Origin of the sequence: Sphaerisporangium perillae (genome assembly GCF_023276435.1) — a bacterium.
GTDB classification, from domain to species: domain Bacteria; phylum Actinomycetota; class Actinomycetes; order Streptosporangiales; family Streptosporangiaceae; genus Sphaerisporangium; species Sphaerisporangium perillae.
In genome coordinates, this window is the sequence record NZ_JALLPO010000041.1 from 25,486 (window position 1) to 42,244 (window position 16,759).

The 16,759-nt window shown below is 69.8% G+C and carries 13 protein-coding genes; 3 read left to right on the forward strand and 10 right to left on the reverse strand.

Annotated elements, in window-relative coordinates; translation table 11 throughout:
- Positions 1-38 precede the first annotated feature (38 nt).
- Positions 39-1,271, reverse strand: coding sequence for an aminotransferase-like domain-containing protein (locus tag MYF83_RS32845; protein ID WP_248964705.1), 1,233 nt, complete (start codon positions 1,269-1,271; stop codon positions 39-41).
- Positions 1,272-1,781: 510 nt separating this feature from the next.
- On the opposite strand from MYF83_RS32845, the gene MYF83_RS32850 reads away from it, so the two are divergent.
- Positions 1,782-2,384: a GNAT family N-acetyltransferase gene (locus tag MYF83_RS32850; protein WP_248964645.1), complete on the forward strand. Its 603-nt coding sequence runs from the start codon at positions 1,782-1,784 to the stop codon at positions 2,382-2,384.
- Positions 2,385-2,534: 150 nt separating this feature from the next.
- Here MYF83_RS32850 and trxA read toward each other — a convergent pair whose 3' ends face one another.
- The 8 genes from trxA to MYF83_RS32890 form a co-directional block, all read right to left on the reverse strand.
- Positions 2,535-2,858 carry a thioredoxin gene (gene trxA, locus MYF83_RS32855; protein ID WP_308201539.1) on the reverse strand — a complete coding sequence of 108 codons (324 nt, stop codon included), beginning with the start codon at positions 2,856-2,858 and terminating at the stop codon, positions 2,535-2,537.
- 59 nt (positions 2,859-2,917) lie between these two features.
- Positions 2,918-3,859, reverse strand: a complete 942-nt coding sequence (gene trxB, locus MYF83_RS32860; RefSeq protein WP_248964646.1) for a thioredoxin-disulfide reductase — start codon at positions 3,857-3,859, stop codon at positions 2,918-2,920.
- A gap of 234 nt (positions 3,860-4,093) precedes the next feature.
- Positions 4,094-5,110 carry an RsmA family anti-sigma factor gene (locus MYF83_RS32865; protein ID WP_248964647.1) on the reverse strand — a complete coding sequence of 339 codons (1,017 nt, stop codon included), beginning with the start codon at positions 5,108-5,110 and terminating at the stop codon, positions 4,094-4,096.
- On the reverse strand, positions 5,100-5,744 hold the full coding sequence (sigM, locus tag MYF83_RS32870; RefSeq protein WP_308201540.1) for an RNA polymerase sigma factor SigM: 645 nt from the start codon (positions 5,742-5,744) through the stop codon (positions 5,100-5,102). Before sigM ends, MYF83_RS32865 begins: the two co-directional genes overlap by 11 nt.
- Before the next feature lie 13 nt (positions 5,745-5,757).
- A complete protein-coding gene (locus MYF83_RS32875) occupies positions 5,758-7,266 on the reverse strand; it encodes a protein kinase family protein (protein WP_248964649.1) in 1,509 nt (502 codons plus the stop codon).
- Between the two features lie 181 nt (positions 7,267-7,447).
- Positions 7,448-9,061 carry a murein biosynthesis integral membrane protein MurJ gene (gene murJ, locus MYF83_RS32880; protein WP_248964650.1) on the reverse strand — a complete coding sequence of 538 codons (1,614 nt, stop codon included), beginning with the start codon at positions 9,059-9,061 and terminating at the stop codon, positions 7,448-7,450.
- On the reverse strand, positions 9,058-11,283 hold the full coding sequence (locus tag MYF83_RS32885; RefSeq protein ID WP_248964651.1) for a DUF6049 family protein: 2,226 nt from the start codon (positions 11,281-11,283) through the stop codon (positions 9,058-9,060). The genes murJ and MYF83_RS32885 overlap by 4 nt, the downstream gene beginning before the upstream one ends.
- Positions 11,284-11,329: 46 nt before the next feature.
- Positions 11,330-11,908, reverse strand: coding sequence for an aminoacyl-tRNA deacylase (locus MYF83_RS32890; protein WP_248964652.1), 579 nt, complete (start codon positions 11,906-11,908; stop codon positions 11,330-11,332).
- 144 nt (positions 11,909-12,052) lie between these two features.
- Between MYF83_RS32890 and MYF83_RS32895 the strand changes: the two genes are divergently transcribed.
- Complete coding sequence (locus MYF83_RS32895; protein ID WP_248964653.1) at positions 12,053-13,492, forward strand: CCA tRNA nucleotidyltransferase; 1,440 nt, start codon at positions 12,053-12,055, stop codon at positions 13,490-13,492.
- A gap of 203 nt (positions 13,493-13,695) precedes the next feature.
- Positions 13,696-14,967 carry an adenosylmethionine--8-amino-7-oxononanoate transaminase gene (locus MYF83_RS32900; RefSeq protein WP_248964654.1) on the forward strand — a complete coding sequence of 424 codons (1,272 nt, stop codon included), beginning with the start codon at positions 13,696-13,698 and terminating at the stop codon, positions 14,965-14,967.
- A 188-nt stretch (positions 14,968-15,155) separates the two neighbouring features.
- On the opposite strand, the gene MYF83_RS32905 is transcribed toward MYF83_RS32900, so the two are convergent.
- Positions 15,156-16,454 (reverse strand): MFS transporter, encoded by a 1,299-nt coding sequence (locus tag MYF83_RS32905; RefSeq protein WP_248964655.1) that lies wholly within the window; start codon positions 16,452-16,454, stop codon positions 15,156-15,158.
- Positions 16,455-16,759: the final 305 nt, after the last annotated feature.

Sequence of the window (16,759 nt, forward strand, 5' to 3'; positions counted from 1 at the left end):
CCCGCCTGGCCGGACGAGGCGCCTGCCGTGCGTCATCTTCAGGCTAGGTCGGGTCCGGGCGTGTCGACTCCGCTGTGGGCGGGGGCCGAGCCCGTGCCGAACGTGTCACGCATGAGCAGTTCCTGCTGGATCACCCCGGCCAGGCGGCGGACGCCTTCGCGGATGCGGTCGGGCTCGGGGTAGCAGTACGACAGGCGCATGTTGCGCGCGCCGGAGTCGTCGGCGTAGAACCCGGTGCCGGGCACGAACGCCACTCGTTCGGCGACGGCGCGGGGCAGGATCGCCTTGGAGTCGAGCCCGTCGGGCAGCGTCATCCAGACGAAGAAGCCGCCGGCGGGCCGGGTCCAGGTGCATCCGGGCGGCATGAGAGCGTCCAGGGCGCCGAGCAGGGCGTCACGGCGTTCGCGGTAGAGCTCGCGGAACGACTTGATCTGCTCCCGCCACGGCTGGGTCGCCAGATATTGCCCGACTGCCAGCTGTGCGAAGCTCGAATGCGACAGGACCGCGGACTCCATGGCGAGCACCAGCTTGTCCCGGACGGCGTGCGGGGCGAGGGCCCAGCCGACGCGGAAGCCGGGGGCGAGCGTCTTGGAGAACGAGCCCAGGTAGACGACTCCGTCCGGATCGTCCGCCCTTAACGCCCGCATGGGGTCGCCGTCGAAGCCCAGCAGGCCGTACGGGTTGTCCTCGACGACGAGCACGTCGGCACGCTGGCAGATCTCCATCACCTGGCGGCGGCGGGCGGCGCTGAGGGTGACGCCGGCCGGGTTCTGGAAGTTCGGCACCGTGTAGAGGAACTTGATCCGGCGGCCTTGGCGCGTGAGCGAATCGATGGTCGCGGCGAGGGCCTCGGGGACAAGCCCTTGGTCGTCCATGGCGACGTGCACCACGGACGCCTGGTAGGCGGCGAACGTCCCGAGGGCGCCCACATACGAGGGGCCTTCGGCGAGGACCACGTCGCCCGGGTCGATGAAGATCCTGGTGATCAGGTCGAGGGCCTGCTGGGAGCCGACGGTGACGACGACGTCGTCCGGGCCGGCCTCGATGCCCTCCAGGCGCATGACCTCGCAGATCTGCTCGCGCAGGTGGGGGTCGCCCTGGCCGGAGCCGTACTGCAGGGCCACGGTGCCGCGGCGCGCGACGAGATCGGCGACGATCTCGCCGACGATGTCGAGGGGGAGGGCCGTGACGTACGGCATGCCGCCGGCGAGCGAGACCACCTCGGGCCTCGATGCGACGGCGAAAAGAGCTCGGATCTCGGAGGCCACCATGCCGGTAGCCCGTGCGGCGTACCGATCGATGTAGGCGTCGATGCGCGACCCGTGGGCCACGGTCCTCCGACCGTGATCCTGCTCTTCCGTCACGGTCCACCTCCTAGGGCATAGCCGAGCTAGGTTTCATTGCGGAGAGACCAGAGTACGGCAGGCGCCGTCGATTCCTTCCCGCAATTCTTCACTTCAGGTGCTTCTCCTGGCATTTCACCCCGATTTCTGGGGTGCGCCTTTGAACGGGCGGGGCCATGTCCGGCCTGCCCGAGCTCGTCCCCGGCGGCGCTACGGGCGTCTTCGCCCTGCGCGGCGGCGCTCCGGCGTATCCCAGGGCCGTGCCCGGGCGAACTCCCCGGCGGCGACCGGCCACGCGGGTTCGGCGGGGAGGATCGCCGATCTCGGCTTTCACTCGGCTACCATGCCAGTTTGGAGACGCCGTAATTGGTGCGCTTTTCCGCCATGACTCGCGTTCGTCTCGCAAGGATTGGGGGCCCCGAGGTGTCGCGTCGGCTGGTGAGTGTCACGCTGGACAACCTTGACGATCTGCCACGCCGCTGCCGGCGGTGCGTCTTCTGGGAGCTTGATCCCGTCAGCGGGGAGCGCGCGCAGATGGGCGGCGATCCAGAGCTCGAGAAGGAGGCGTGGATCTCCGCGACCCTGCTCGAGTGGGGAAGCTGCGGCAAGATCTGCTACGTCGACGGTGTTCCAGCCGGTTTCGTGCTGTACGCACCGCCGCTGTACGTGCCTCGCTCGGTGGCGTTCCCCACCTCGCCGGTCAGCGCGGACGCCGTGCTGCTGATGACCGCGCACATCATCCCGGAGTTCTCCGGGGGCGGGCTCGGCCGGATGCTGATCCAGGGCGTGGCGAAGGACCTGACGCGGCGCGGGGTCCGGGCCATCGAGGCGTTCGGCGACCTGAAGTGGGAGCAGCCCGGCTGTGTCCTGCCCGCCGACTACCTCCTCGCGGTGGGGTTCAAGACCATCCGTCCGCATCTGCGCTTCCCGAGGCTCCGCCTGGAGCTCAAGACCGCGGTGTCGTGGCGTGAGGACGTCGAGGTGGCACTGGAGCGCCTGCTGGGTTCCATGACGCCAGAACGGGTACTTCGCCCCGTCTGAGACGATCTCAGGCCCGTAGCGGCCCAGTACTGGGCGACGGTCGCCTCAGCACAGAGCCCCCCGTGCCGGTGGCACGGGGGGCTCTGCTGGGGGTGGGTACCGCCCGGAAGAGGCGGTGGTACGGCTCGGGCGAGCGAGCCGCAGGGGCGTCTAGATGACGCCGTCGAGCTCGCGGAGCAGCATGGCCTTCGGCTTCGCACCGATGATCTGCTTCACGACCTCGCCACCCTTGTAGACGTTCAGGGTCGGGATCTGGAGTACGCCGTAGTCGCGAGGAGTCGCGGGGTTCTCGTCGATGTTGATCTTGACGATGGTGAGCTTGTCGGCGTGCTCGTTCGCGATCTCCTGCAGGATCGGCGCCACCTGGCGGCACGGACCGCACCACTCGGCCCAGAAGTCGACGATGACGGGCTTGTCGCTCTTGAGCACCTCGGCCTCGAAGGTGGCGTCGGTTACGGACTTGATGTCGCCCACGGTGTTTCTCCCCTTTGACTGGTGGCGTGGCTCGGTGACGGTGGCTCGGAGCGGTGGCTCTAACCGGCGGCGGTGGCGTGCTCCGCGAGCCACCGCTCTGCGTCGATCGCCGCCGAGCAGCCGGTGCCCGCTGCGGTGACCGCCTGACGGTAGGTGTGGTCGACGACGTCGCCGGACGCGAAGACGCCATCGACATTGGTCCTGGTGGTCTGCGCCTCGACCTTGATGTAGCCCTCGTCGTCGACCTCGAGCTGCCCCTTGAACAGCTCGCTGCGAGGGTCGTGCCCGATGGCGACGAACATGCCGGTGACGGGCAGCTCGGTCTGCTCGCCGGTCTTGAGATTACGGACGACGACCCCGCTGACCTTGGTGTCGCCCAGGATGTCGACGACCTGGCTGTCCCAGAGGAAGCGGATCTTCTCGTTGGCGAAGGCGCGGTCCTGCATGATCTTGCTGGCCCGCAGCTCGCCACGGCGGTGGACCACCGTCACGGAGCGCGCGAACCGGCTGAGGAAGGTGGCCTCCTCCATGGCGGTGTCGCCGCCGCCCACGACCACGATGTCCTGGTCGCGGAAGAAGAAGCCGTCACATGTCGCACACCAGGAGACGCCCCGGCCCGACAGCCGCTTCTCGTTCGGCAGGCTCAGCTCGCGGTATCCCGAGCCGGTCGCGACGATGACCGTCCTCGCCAGGTAGGTCTCGGTCACGGTCTTGACGACCTTCGGCGTCGCGGTGAGATCCACCTCGACGACGTCGTCCGCGACGAGCTCGGCGCCGAACCGCTCCGCCTGCTTGCGGAAGTTGTCCATCAGGTCCGGTCCGAGGATGCCGTCGGGGAAGCCCGGGTAGTTCTCCACGTCGGTCGTGTTCATGAGCGCGCCACCGGCGGTGACCGAGCCCTCGAACACGAGAGGGTTGAGGTCCGCGCGTGCCGCGTAGACCGCGGCCGTGTACCCAGCCGGCCCCGACCCAATGATGATCACATTACGGACGTCGCTCACGCCTCTCGCCTTTCATGCCCATGTGGTTCGGTCGGCTGCCGGTGTGCGTCGCCGCACGCGCCCGGCTCCTGGTTGACTGGTTCTTGGATGCCGTTGGCGTCAACAGATCCTAGGCGTCTGCGATTCCCGACCCCGCCAAGCCGCGCCCCCGACACCAAGAAGTCCTCCGCGCGATCACGCGGAGGACTTCGGTGCCACGAGCCGGGAGGGTCGTCCACCCGGCGCGGAGAGGCTCTACTGCCAGCGGCTGACGGAGGGCGGGCGCATGTTGCCGCAGTTGGAGTCCACGACGTACACCCAGACCGCGTTGCGGAGGCGATCCTTCCAGAAGGCCATCACCGTGGCCTCGTTCCCCTCGTAGAGGGCCTGGTCGACGCTGATCGGCTTGGGAGTGGTGTCGGAGTGGAGCCTGTTGCCGACCCGCTCGGAGATCTGCGACACGCATCGCAAGACCGCGGGATCCCCCGACGCGTCTCCGCCGGACCCGGGACCCGTGGCACCGACGATGGTGACCAGGGGGCCGTTGAGGTCCTTGTTGGAGTAGTTGAAGCCGCTCTTGCTGATCATGTAGCCGGCCGACGTCGACCCCGGGCTCAAGGTGCCCTTCTGCGGCACCGCGGACTGCGGAGCCGACAGCGCGATGGCCGGCTGAAGGTTCGCCCCTCCCTCGGTGCCGGTGGCCGACAGCAGGTTCGCGGACACCCCGACGCCGCCGATCACCGCCGCGGCGGCCACGCTCGCCATCGCGGGGATCCGCCAGGAACGCCGCCGCGACGCCTTGCGACGCCTGGCGGGCGCGATCGTGCCGTCGTCGGCCACCACGCCGAAGCGCACGACCTCCTCGGGCTCCGGGATCGCGGGCTCCAGCGGCTGCTCCAGGGGCACCGTGGGCATCTTCTGGACCGATGGCGCTGAAGCCGTCAACGGCAGCGCGGCCGGGACCTCCCAGGGGGAGTCCGCCATGATGCGATCCCAGTCGGGCGCCTCGTCGAGCCTGAGCCCGCCACCGGCCCGCCTGGTCTCGGCCTCGGCGCCGAGTGCCTTGTCGATTCGGAGCGCGACACCCATCGGCATCGCCGGCACCGGAACCGCCGCGAGCACCTCGCGGACCGCCGCCAGGTCGGCGAGGCTCTCCCCGCAGGGATCGCATACCGCGAGATGTTCGCGGACTCGCACAGCCATGGCGCCGTCGAGGAGACCCTCTGCCAGCTCGGCCAGGATCTCCAGGTCGTAGTGCGTATCACCCGTCACGAAGTTGTGCTCCCTTCGCGGATGAGACGCGGGTTAGGTCCGATCGGTTCCGCAGATGGGAAAGAATCGGGGCAAGTTTCGCACGGCCTCGCGCACAGCGGCTCTTGACGGTTCCGGTCGGCACACCCAGCACCTGGGCGGCGTCCTCTACGGAGTACCCCATCATGTCGACCAGCACCAATGCGGCGCGCTGGTCGGCCGGCAGCAGCTTGAGCGCGGCCGTGACCTCCATGGAGACGTCGCGATCTCCTGTCTGGTCGGGTATCGGAGTGTCCCGCTCGGCGGCCTCGACGAGCTCGTCGTCGGCGACCGGGCGGATGGACTTTCGGCGCATGCGGTCGAGGCAGGCGTTCACGACGATGCGGTGGAGCCAGGTGGTCACCGCCGCTTCGCCGCGAAAGCTCTCGGCCTTGCGGTAGGCGGAGACGAAGGCGTCCTGTACGGCGTCGGCCGCTTCGTCAGGGTCACCGAGCGTACGCAGCGCGACGGCCCACATGCGGTCGCGATGGCGGCGGACGATCTCGCTGAAGGCGTGTGGATCACCGCCGATATGGCTCGTCAGCAGGTCGGCGTCGGACAACGCGGACCGTGCGGCGTGCTGAGCCGCCGGCGGGCTATCGGGAGGAGGGTTCACAACGCGTGTCCTGTTAGGCCGATCCTGGAGAGTGCACCACTACGTCATAGATGGTGCCACGAAACTTCCCCTCAAAGGCCGGAAGGCGCGTAAACCAGATCAAAACGTACCGACCACTTGCGGCCTTCTCGGGTGTGAGGGTCACCGTGCCGGAGACATTCTCCTGCTTGGCGGCTGTTTTCAGCGAGCCGAGGTCGGGCGCGTCGCCGATTTTCAATTCGATGGACGAACCGGGCATGTCGCCGAGAGAGACGACCACATCGGAGATCGTGGTCTCCTTGCTCAGCTCCAGTATGAGGCCGACGCCCTTCTTGAGACGGCCGAACTCCGGGGTCTCGTACTTGTCGGTGTGCCACTCGGTCGACGGCTTGCCGTCGATGGCCAGCGGGGCCCACTCGGGATGCTCGGCACGGTCGCTGCCCAGCGGGTCGAACCCGTTGGCGCTCGACGGCTTCACCGTCGAAATCTTGGGGGCCCGCGCCTGGGACTGCGAGGCGGAGGCGGCGGGCGCGGGCGACCGCTTGCCGAGGGTCTGGCCCAGCGTCCAGGCGCCGATGCCGACCGCGGCGATGATCAGGAGGATCACCACGGTGATCATCGCGCGGCCGGCCATGCCGCCGGACTGGCGGGGCCTGGCCGAGGAGACCGGGTGCGTCTGCGCCGGCGGGCGGGGCTGCCTGGCCGACTCGGTGTCGGTGGGAGCCTCCGAGCGCAGGCTGATGGCGGGAGGCGTCGCCGACACCGACACCGGCACGGGCGCGGGCCTCGGCACCTCGGCGAGTGCCTCAGCCACCTCGGCCGGTGTCGTGAGCGCGGGCAGCCCGCGCCGGGGCTCCTGGAACAGGGCCCGGCAGGTGATGGCGTCGAGGAAGCCGGGAACGCCCGCCGTGACCTGGCGCGGCGTGCAGATCTTGCCGTCGTCGAGCGGCGCGGGCGGCAGGTCGACCTCCCCGTCACCCGGCCAGTGGCCCGTCAGCGCCGTGTAGAGCAGGCGACCGAGCCCTTCGGCGTCCTCGCGGCCGGCGTCGTCGCTCTGGATGTCGCACAGGGAGGCGTCCACGGCCAGCCCGAGCAGCTTGACGGTGCTGCCGGCGGTCCAGATGAGACGGTCGGGCGTGAGGCAGAGGTGGGCCAGGCCGGACTCGTGGGCGTGGGCGACCGCCTCGGCCGCCTCGGCGACCAGCGCGGCGGCGCGCTCGGGCGCCATGGGCCCAGAGGCCACCATGTCGGTCAGGGTCTCGCCGGTGACCCACTCGCTGACCACGTAGGCCTGGCCGTCCTCCTCGGCGGCGTCGAAGACCTGGGTGAGCCGGGGGTCGGTCAGGCGGCTGGCCCGGCGGGCCGCGGTCACGACCTCGGCGACGCGGTCGAAGTCGGGGGACAGCGTGAGGACGCAGACGGGCCGCGCGAGCACCTCGTCGATGGCCTTCCACAAGGTGGCGCCACCCGACTCGCTGACGCGGTCTTCCAGGCGGAACCGGTCGGCCAGGCGGCCGCCGGGCTCCACGGCCGGGGCGTTCATGAGGCGATCCTCTCCCTGGTCGCGGGCGATGTCCGTGCGAATGCCCCCACGCCCCTCCTGCTCATCGTCAGCCGGCGGCGCCCGGTCCTCACCGCGCGCCGGGCACCATCGTAGTCCGGAGCGGGTCTCGTCCGTGTTGCCCTTTGAACACGGGCGAACCGGACTTCCGGGTTACCTATGACTAGCGGCCTACCCGCCCCGCCACAAGCCCAATGATCGAGCTGATTTCGGCAATGCGCATCCATTGCGAGGTGACCAGGTAGACCAGCCCGCCCAGCCCACCGCCCGCGACCAGCATGATCGCCGAGCTGAGCGGTGTGACACCGGCCAGCGCCTCGGTCGCCCAGAGCGCGATCAGCGCGACGACGGCGGCCGGGATGGCGGCGCCGTACATGCGCGAGAGTCCGGAGGCCACGATGCGGCCGCCGAGCCCGCCGCCCACCTTGCGGCTCGCCAGCGTCCAGGCGACCGTGCCACCGACGACGTAGGCGGCCGTGAAGGCCAGGGCGAGCCCCATGACGATCAGGTGGGGCGGCAGTGTCAGGTACAGGATGTAGCTCAGCGTGGCGTTCACCGCGACGTTCCCCGCGGCGATGAGCGCGGGGGTGCGGGTGTCGCCGAAGCTGTAGAAGACGCGCAGCAGGAGCTGGTAGATCGAGAACGGCACGAGCGCGAGCCCGAACACCTGCAAGACGTTGCCCATGCTCAGGGCGTCCTCCACCGACGTGCTGCCGTGGCCGAAGATCAGCACGGTCACCGCCGGCCCGAGGACCATCAGTAGCAGCCCGCACGGCACGATCACGCAGGAGACCAGGCGCACCCCGGAGGCGAACTCCTCCCGGATGGCGCCGAACTCCCCCTCGTGCACGTAGCGGCTCATCCTCGGGAGCATCGCCGTGATCACCGAGACGGCGATGATGCCGTAGGGAAGCTGGAACAGCTGGAAGGCGTAGCTGTAGGACGCGATGCCCGCGACGTGCTCGCCGCCCGCCTTCGCGGTGGCGCCCGTGGCCAGGTTCGTGGTGACGATGTAGCCGACCTGGTTGAGCACGACGAAGGCGAGCGTCCACACGCCGGCCTTGCCCATCTCGCCCAGCCTCGCGTGGCGCAGATCGAACCGGGGGACGAACCGGAACCCCACCCGGTGCACCGAGATCACCAGCACGATCGACTGGATGACGATGCCCGCCGTGGTGCCGAGCCCGAGCAGCGCCAGGTCCGAGCCTGACACCGCGCCGATGTCGCCGCCGGCGCGGCTGACGAAGTGGTAGAGGAACCCGACCCCGATGACCACGACGTTGTTGAGCACGGGGGCCCACATCGGCGCCGCGAAGCGGTCACGGGTGTTCAGGATGGCCCCGGCGATCGCGCCGATGCCGAAGAAGGCGATCTGCGGCAGGATGTAGCGCGCCAGCGTGGTGGCGACCTCGGTGCTGCGCGGAGACAGGTCCGTGGTGAGGAGCCCGATCAGCAGCGGCGCGCACAGCACGCCCACCACCGCGATCACGATGAGCGCCAGCGTCGCCACGGTCATCAGCCGCTGCTCGTACGCACGGCCTCCGTCCGCGTCATGCTTCTGCGCCTTGACGATCATCGGCACGATGACGCTGCTGAGCACCCCGCCGATGAGCAGGTCGAACAGGATGAAAGGGATCGTGTACGCGACGTTGTAGGCGTCGCCCAGCGCGGCGACGCCGATGGCCGAGGCGAGCACCGCCGTACGCACGAAGCCGGTCAGGCGGGACACCATGGTGCCCGCGGCCATGATTGCGCTGGCGCGCAACATCCGGCTCATGAAGGCCCCTCTCGATGCTGGGCGGGTTCGGGGACGGCCCGCGGCCCGCGCTGCCCCGCGCCGCGCCCCTTGGCGGTCCGGCGTGAGCGGCGGCGCAGGATGCGCAACACCACGGCGGCGAGCATCACGGCGAGCGCGGCTCCCACGATCACCAGCGCGATGGCGCCGTACCCCGTGGTGTTGACGATCACCTCGACCGGCAGGCCGTACCGCACGCCGCTGGCGGTGGTGAGCTGCACCTTGACCGTCGTCTGGCCGCCACCGTGGGCGACCATCGGGATGTCGAGCGGCCTGGTCTTGCCGGGACTGATCGTGACCGGTGACTCGTACTCGCCGATGGTGAGCAGCTTGCGGTCGCCGGAGGTGATCCTGACGCCGACGGTGACCTCTTCGTTCTGCAGGTCGTTGCGGATGCTGATCGGCACGACGCCGTTCTGGCCCGCGACCGTGCGCTGCTCGCTGCTGGACACCGAGATGGCGTTGGTGCGCGTGGTGACCGACGAGTCGATCTGCTTGATCAGCGGATTGGCGTTGCCGGTGCGCCCGCGCCAGGCCGCCGAGGTGACGCGCAGCAGGGCGGTGTCGAAGACCCGCCGGTGGTCCTTGGTGACGGTGGCGGTGAGCTCGGCGCGGTTGCTGAGCTTCCTGACCACGCCGAGGTAGGCCTTGCTCAGCTCGGCCTGCTGGTCCTTGTCGGTGTACACCAGGTCGCCGCGGGGGACGGCGGTCTTGGACGGCTTGACCGAGCTCAGGGTGACCGGCTTGAGCCACGGCGCGGACGCGGCGGTCTTCAGCAGCGTGGTGACGAACGCCGGATCGGGGTTCCACCGGCGCGGGGGCGCCGCCACGACCGTACGGGACTCGGCGGGCCGCTCGGCGCTGATCATCGCGGTCTCGGCGAGGAAGCGCTGGGTGGTGAGGGCCGTGACGCCGGCGCCGGACGTGCCCGTCGTCGCGATGAGCTGGCTCAGCACCGGATCGGCCAGCAGCACGTTGACCGGCTTCTGCACGGTGTCCACGGTGGCGGCGGCGTCGGGCGTGTAGGTGAGAGGAGTGCTCGGCGGGAGGGCCGTCGCGGTGAGCAGCACCGTGCGGACGTCACCGACCGCCAGGACGTCCAGCGCGTCGCGGTCGATCACCCCGCCGACGGGCCAGTTCGTGGCGGTGCCGACGTCCTTGCCGAGCAGCTCGGTCGCGACGGCGGCGCCCTGCTTCAACGCGATGCCGGTGGCGGTGTCCAGCCCATGGTGGGTGATCGCCGCGACGTCGGGATCGGCGTACGGCGTGGCGGAGACGGGAGCCTTCTCGAGGGCGGTGCGGAGCCTCTGCAGCCATCGTGAGGTGGTCTGGTCGCCCGGCTTCCGTTCGGTGGCGGCGTCGGCGGCGGTGCCGGTCCGGAGGCTGTAGCCCTTCGCCATGGCCTGCGCGTCGTCCAGCACGGCCGGGTCGACGAACCAGCTCACGCCCTTGGACGGAGTCTCGGCGATCTTGAGGATCTTGCCCAGGCGCCCGTCGTCGGCGACGGTCTCGCGCAGGCCGTCGTCGACGAAGGTGGAATCGTCGCCGCGATGGGGCTGGTCGACGATGGGCAGCGCCCAGGCGATCTTCGTGCGGGAGACCTGCTGGTTTTTGGGGGCGTACGGCAGGAACGTGCGCTGGGCGGCGAGCTGCTGACCCGCCGCGTCGACGAGCTCGATCGTGACCGGGTACACGCCGAAGCGGTACATGCCGAGCTCGGCCGGTGTGACGACGAACTCCCAGGGGAACTGCCCGGAGGCGACCAGCTGGTCCACCAAGACGGTCTTGCGGGACTGGTCGAGGATCTGGCCGCCGTCGGCGAAGGACTGCATCTCGGTGCGGGTGGCGAACGGCTGCCGGGAGAAGCGCAACCGGATCGAGAGCCCGGTCAGAGTGGTGGCCCCGCTGTTGGCCACGACCCCGGAGATCTTGACCTGCGCGGCCGGCTCGCGAGGCGCCTGCGGCGTGATGGCGCTGACCTGGACCTGGGTGTCCTGGCGGCGGGTGACCTTCGTCGTGACCGGGGTCATGACGCTTTCACCAGGCGTTGCGCCCACGCGAGCCGTGCCGGCCGAGCCCTCCGCTCGTACGGCGCCCGTCCCCGCCACCTCGGCCACGGCCGCGCCGGTGGCACCGGAGACGGCCACCGGGGTCGTGAGGAACGCGGCGGTCAGTACGAAGATCAGGGCGGCTCCGCGGGTCACGTGCCGGCCAGGGGTGGAGTGGGACGCACGCCCAGAATGGTATGGCCTAAAGCAGAGCGGGCGGCGATTCGCAGCGAGGCAGGCCCATCACCGGGCGTACCTCTCTGGACCCGGGCATGCGCACCGTCTTGTGGCGTGTCGCCTGCAGGTCGACGTACTTCCCCCGGGTGAGTGATAGCAGGTCAAGGGTACGAAGCCGCAGGGCCGTGCGGCGCTCGCCGGTCGGGGAGTACACCAGCTCGTCGGGGTCGTCCGGGTCCGCCAGACGCTCGTCGATCAGGACGGTGAGCTCCTCGGGGAGCAGCAGGGGTGACACCGATGTGGCGGCGTAGTCGGTGGCGGAGTTGACCAGGAACGCGGGCGCCGGGCGGACGCGCCGGGCGCCGAGGAGGGCTCCGACGGCCCCGGGGCGCGGGGGCGAGGCGACCGTCGTGACCACGGCTACGGGCTCGCGCGACGCGCGGGTGGTGACCTCGAAGACCGTGACGCGAATGCAGGACGCCGGCTCGGCGTGGAGAATGGCAGGGAGGTCGTCGGCGCATGTCAAGGCGCGCGGAAGCCGTACGATCTCATGGTGGATCTGGTGGGACAGGAGCCAGCGGTGGATCGCGAGGGCATCTTTCATCTCTCGTGCTCCTTGTCTTGTCCGGGTGCCCCCGACAGATCTACGACCGACCGTAACCTGGTGATCGCTTGGGGTGTATCCCCGGGCGGGTTACACCAGGGCTAGCTCGGAGATTCTCTTCCGTAACCGAAGGACCTACCCAGCTTGTCCGTCTCAAATCTGAGCGTTAGTCAGCAGAGGGCCGTGATCGACCTATTTCGGCGGATTGCGCCGATAGCCGATGAGCTCGGCGAGTTGTTCGCCGCGCAACGGCATGAGCTCGCCGTGGTCGGCGGCTCGGTCCGCGACGTCTTCCTCGGCCGCATCGGCAACGACCTCGACCTGACCACCGACGCGCGCCCTGAGCGGGTGCTGGAGATAGTCAAGGACTGGGCCGACTCCATCTGGACGATCGGCATCGACTTCGGCACGGTCGGCGTCCGCAAGGGCAACTGGGTCCTGGAGATCACCACCTACCGCAGCGAGTCCTACGACTCCAAGTCCCGCAAGCCCGAGGTCGTCTACGGGGAGACCCTCGAGGCCGACCTCGAGCGGCGCGACTTCGCGGTCAACGCCATGGCGGTACGGCTGCCCGGGCATGAGTTCGTCGACCCCTACGGCGGCCTGTCCGACCTCGCCGCCAAGCTGCTGCGCACGCCGGGCACGCCCGAGCAGTCCTTCGACGACGACCCGCTGAGGATGCTCCGGGCGGCGCGCTTCGCCTCCCAGCTCGGCTTCGCCGTCGATCCTCCGGTGGTCGCCGCGATGACGGCGATGGCCGATCGCATCGAGATCGTGTCCGCCGAGCGCATCCGGGACGAGCTGGACAAGCTGATCTGCGGCGCCCATCCCCGGGAGGGCCTCGGCCTTCTGGTGGACACCGGGCTGGCCGCCCACGTGCTGCCCGAGCTGCCCAAGCTGCGGCTGGAGATCGACGAGCACCACCGCCACAAGGACGTCTACGAGCACACCCTCATCGTGCTCGAGCAGGCCATGGCGCTGGAGACCGCCGGGTGCGACCGGGTGCTCCGCTGGGCGGCCCTGCTGCACGACATCGGCAAGCCCAAGACGCGCCGGTACGAGGAGGCGGGGCGGGTCTCGTTCCACCACCACGAGGTCGTGGGCGCCCAGCTGACCAAGAAGCGCCTCAGCGAGCTGCGGTTCCCGAAGGACGTCGTCGCCGACGTCTCCCGGCTGGTGGAGCTGCACCTCCGCTTCCACGGCTACGGCACCGGAGAGTGGACCGACTCGGCGGTGCGCCGCTACGTCCGCGACGCCGGCCACCTGGTCGAGCGGCTGCACAAGCTCACCCGGGCCGACTGCACGACCCGCAACAAGCGCAAGGCGCAGGCCCTGTCGCGCACCTACGACGATCTGGAGCAGCGCATCGCCCGCCTCGCCGACGAGGAGGAGCTGGCGAAGATGCGGCCCGAGCTCGACGGCAACGAGATCCAGCAGGTGCTGGGCGTGGGGCCGGGCCCCGTGGTGGGCAAGGCGTACAAGTTCCTGCTGGACATGCGCCTCGACGAGGGCATCGTCGGCAAGGACGCCGCGAAGGAGGCCCTACTGGAGTGGGCACGCGAGCAGGGCATCACCTCCACCTGAGCCCGCCCGCCGGAGGCACGTCCTCCGGCGTGCGGGATTGGTCCGTTCGCCGCTGCCTTGTCGATGTTCCGGGTGAGGTTTGTCCACAGGCTGTCCGGGATACGGGAGGGTTTGTCCACAGGTTGGCTGGTCGTTCGGCGGAGTTGTCCACAGGCTCGCCGGTGCTCACGCCGATGGCCATGGCCCAGGGTTAGGGTTGCCGGGTGGACGCCGAGACCTTGCGCGATCTCGACCGGAGACACCTGTGGCATCCCTATGCCGCCGCCTCTCCGGCCGTCGCCGCCCACCCTGTCACCAGGGCCGAGGGCGTGCGGCTCACGCTCGCCGACGGGCGGGAGCTCATCGACGGCATGTCCTCCTGGTGGGCGGCCATCCACGGCCACAACCACCCCCGGCTCAACGCCGCCATCCGTGACCAGCTCGACCGCATGGCGCACGTCATGTTCGGCGGCCTCACCCACGAGCCGGCGGTACGGCTCGGGCAGCGCCTCGCGCGGATGACCGGGCTGCAGAAGGTCTTCCTCGCCGACTCCGGCTCGGTGGCCGTCGAGGTCGCCATCAAGATGGCGATCCAGTGCACTGGCAGGAGCCGCCTGCTGACCGTCAAGGGCGGCTACCACGGCGACACGTTCGGGGCCATGTCCGTGTGCGACCCGGTGAACGGCATGCACCACCTGTTCACCGGCGTCCTGCCCTCCCACGTCTTCGCCGACAGACCGCCCGGCGACTACGGCACCCGGCCGGGGGCTCCCGCCGCGCAGGCGGCCGACCAGGCGTATCTCGACCATCTGAGCTCCTTGGTCGCGCGGCACGCCGGCGAGCTGGCGGCGATCATCGTCGAACCGGTGGTGCAGGGCGCCGGGGGCATGCGCTTCTACCATCCGGCCTATCTCAGAAGGCTCCGCGAGCTGGCCGACGAGCATGGTCTGCTCCTCATCGCCGACGAGATCGCCACGGGCTTCGGGCGCACGGGCGAGCTGTTCGGCTGCGACCACGCGGGCGTCAGGCCCGACATCATGTGCGTCGGCAAGGCGCTGACCGGCGGCTCCCTCACCATGGCCGCCACGCTGTGCACGGCCGAGGTGGCCGAGCGCATCGGCGTTCTCATGCACGGGCCGACCTTCATGGCCAATCCACTGGCGGCCGCCGTGGCCGACGCCTCTCTCGCCCTTCTCGATGAGCGTCCCTGGCGCGAGGAGGTCAAGCGCATCGAGTCCGCCCTCGTCGAAGGGCTGGCCGCGGCCGCCGGCGCTCCCGGAGTCAAGCAGGTGCGGGTCCTTGGCGCGATCGGCGTCATCGAGACCGACGACCCCGTGGACGTGGCGAGAATCCAGGATGTCGTGATGGGGCACGGTGTCTGGCTGCGCCCGTTCGGGCACCTCCTCTACACGATGCCGCCTTACTCGACCGGCCCCGACGACCTCGCCGCGATCATCGAGGCGATGACCGCGGCGGCAGCCACCCTCTCCACCTGATCCTGGCCCCGGTCTCCCGGATCAGCGGGCCGCCTCCTGAAGGGTGCGGGCTGCCTGGTCCCGGTGTCCTGGGTGGGGGCCGCTTCCTGTAGAGCACGGGCTGCCCGGATCCCGGTCTTCCGGTTCAGCGGGGTGCCCGGGTCCCGGTGTGCTGGTTCAGCGGGGTGCCCTGGTCTTGGTCTGTCGGGTCAGCGGGATGCTTCCTGGGGGGCGTGGGGTGTGGGCACGCCGGCGATGAGGCGGTAGCACACGGCGGCGAGGACGTATCCGACCGAGGCGATCACCAGCACCACGTAGGACTTGCCATTCTGTGGAAGGAGCAACGCTGCGGCGACGGCGGCGAGGACGAACATGCCGTTGAAGAGCATGTCGTAGATGGAGAACACCCGGCCGAGGTAGGCGTCCTCGACATCGCGCTGCACGATCGTGTCGGTGCAGATCTTCACGCTCTGCCCGGTCACGCCCAGGACGAAGCCCGCGGCCAGGAAGCCGACCTGCTGGAACGGCAGGCAGAGCGCCAGCAAGAGCAGGCCTCCCGTCGCGAGCATGATGGGGATCCACGCCTCGGGACGGAACCGCGCGGTCGCCCACGGAGTGATCAGCGCGGCCATGAAGAAGCCGGCCCCGGACGTGGCGAGCACGCCGGTGATCTCGTTCAGGCCTGCCTCGGCGTTCGTGGTGAAGTAGAACCGGTAGAGCATCACGGTCATGACGATGGTCATGCCGTACAGGAAGCGGTGGGCGGCCATGCTGGCCAGAGCGGCCGCGGGAGCCCGCAGGTGCACCACGTGGCGCGCCCCGTCGACCAGCCCGGTGATCACGTGGCGCACGGCCTGGCGGGCCTGTGGACGCTCGGGATCGTACGAGGGGCCGAGCAGGTTCCTGTGCATGGTGGACGCGATCAGCGCGCTCAGGCCGAACACCACGCCGGACACCACCAGCAGCATGGCCGTGCCGCTGTGTTCCGGGCCGAAGACCAGGCGCAGCAGGTAACCGGCCCCGGCGCCGATGAACGTGGCGACCGTGCCCGAGGTCGGCGTGACGGCGTTGGCCAGCAGCAGGCGCTCCCCTTCGACCACGTGCGGCAGCGAGGCGCTGAGAGCGGACAGGAAGAAGCGGTTGACGCCCAGGACCGCCAGAGCGGCGCCGTAGAAGCACCAGTCGGGCGCGTTGAGCGCTACCAGCAGGGCGGCGGCCACCAGCAGGAGGCCGCGGACGACGGGTGCGACGACGAGGATCTGGCGGCGCGACCAGCGGTCGATGAACACGCCGGCGAAGGGCCCCAGAATGGAGTACGGCAAGAGGAGGACGGCGAACGCCACAGCCGCCTCGGCCGCGCTCGTCTGCTTCTCCGGGGTGAAGAAGGCGTAGCCCGCCACGGCGAACTGGAACACGCCGTCGGAGAACTGGGAGACGAGACGGGTCGCGAACAGACGTCTGAAGTCCCGGCCTCGAAGGACGGCGCGAAGGTCGGAGACGTATGACACGCGGGTCAGCCTACTGGCCGCGTGTCCTAGGCCACATCCGGAACATCCCTGATATCGCCTAAGAGAGCCGGATGGACGACGGTGCCGTCCCGGTCCGGCGCTCCGTGGGTGGACCAGGAAAACAGACCTCGCCGCCGGTGGTCCAGGGAAACGGACCCCGCCGCCGGTGGTCCGGTGTAACGGAACCTGCCTTGGGTCGTCCGGGGTAACGGAACCTGCCGTCGGGTCTTCCGGGAAACGGGCGCGGCGGTGGTCTGGGGGAATGGGCGTCGCCGTGTTCGTCTGTGTGGCGAGCGAAGGGGAGT

Bases quoted from the DNA above. Each gene is read 5' to 3' on its own strand.
- MYF83_RS32845 (WP_248964705.1), bottom strand. From the start codon at position 1,271: ATGGTGGCCTCCGAGATCCGAGCTCTTTTCGCCGTCGCATCGAGGCCC.
- murJ (WP_248964650.1), bottom strand. From the start codon at position 9,061: ATGAGCCGGATGTTGCGCGCCAGCGCAATCATGGCCGCGGGCACCATG.
- MYF83_RS32875 (WP_248964649.1), bottom strand. From the start codon at position 7,266: ATGAACGCCCCGGCCGTGGAGCCCGGCGGCCGCCTGGCCGACCGGTTC.
- MYF83_RS32890 (WP_248964652.1), bottom strand. From the start codon at position 11,908: ATGAAAGATGCCCTCGCGATCCACCGCTGGCTCCTGTCCCACCAGATC.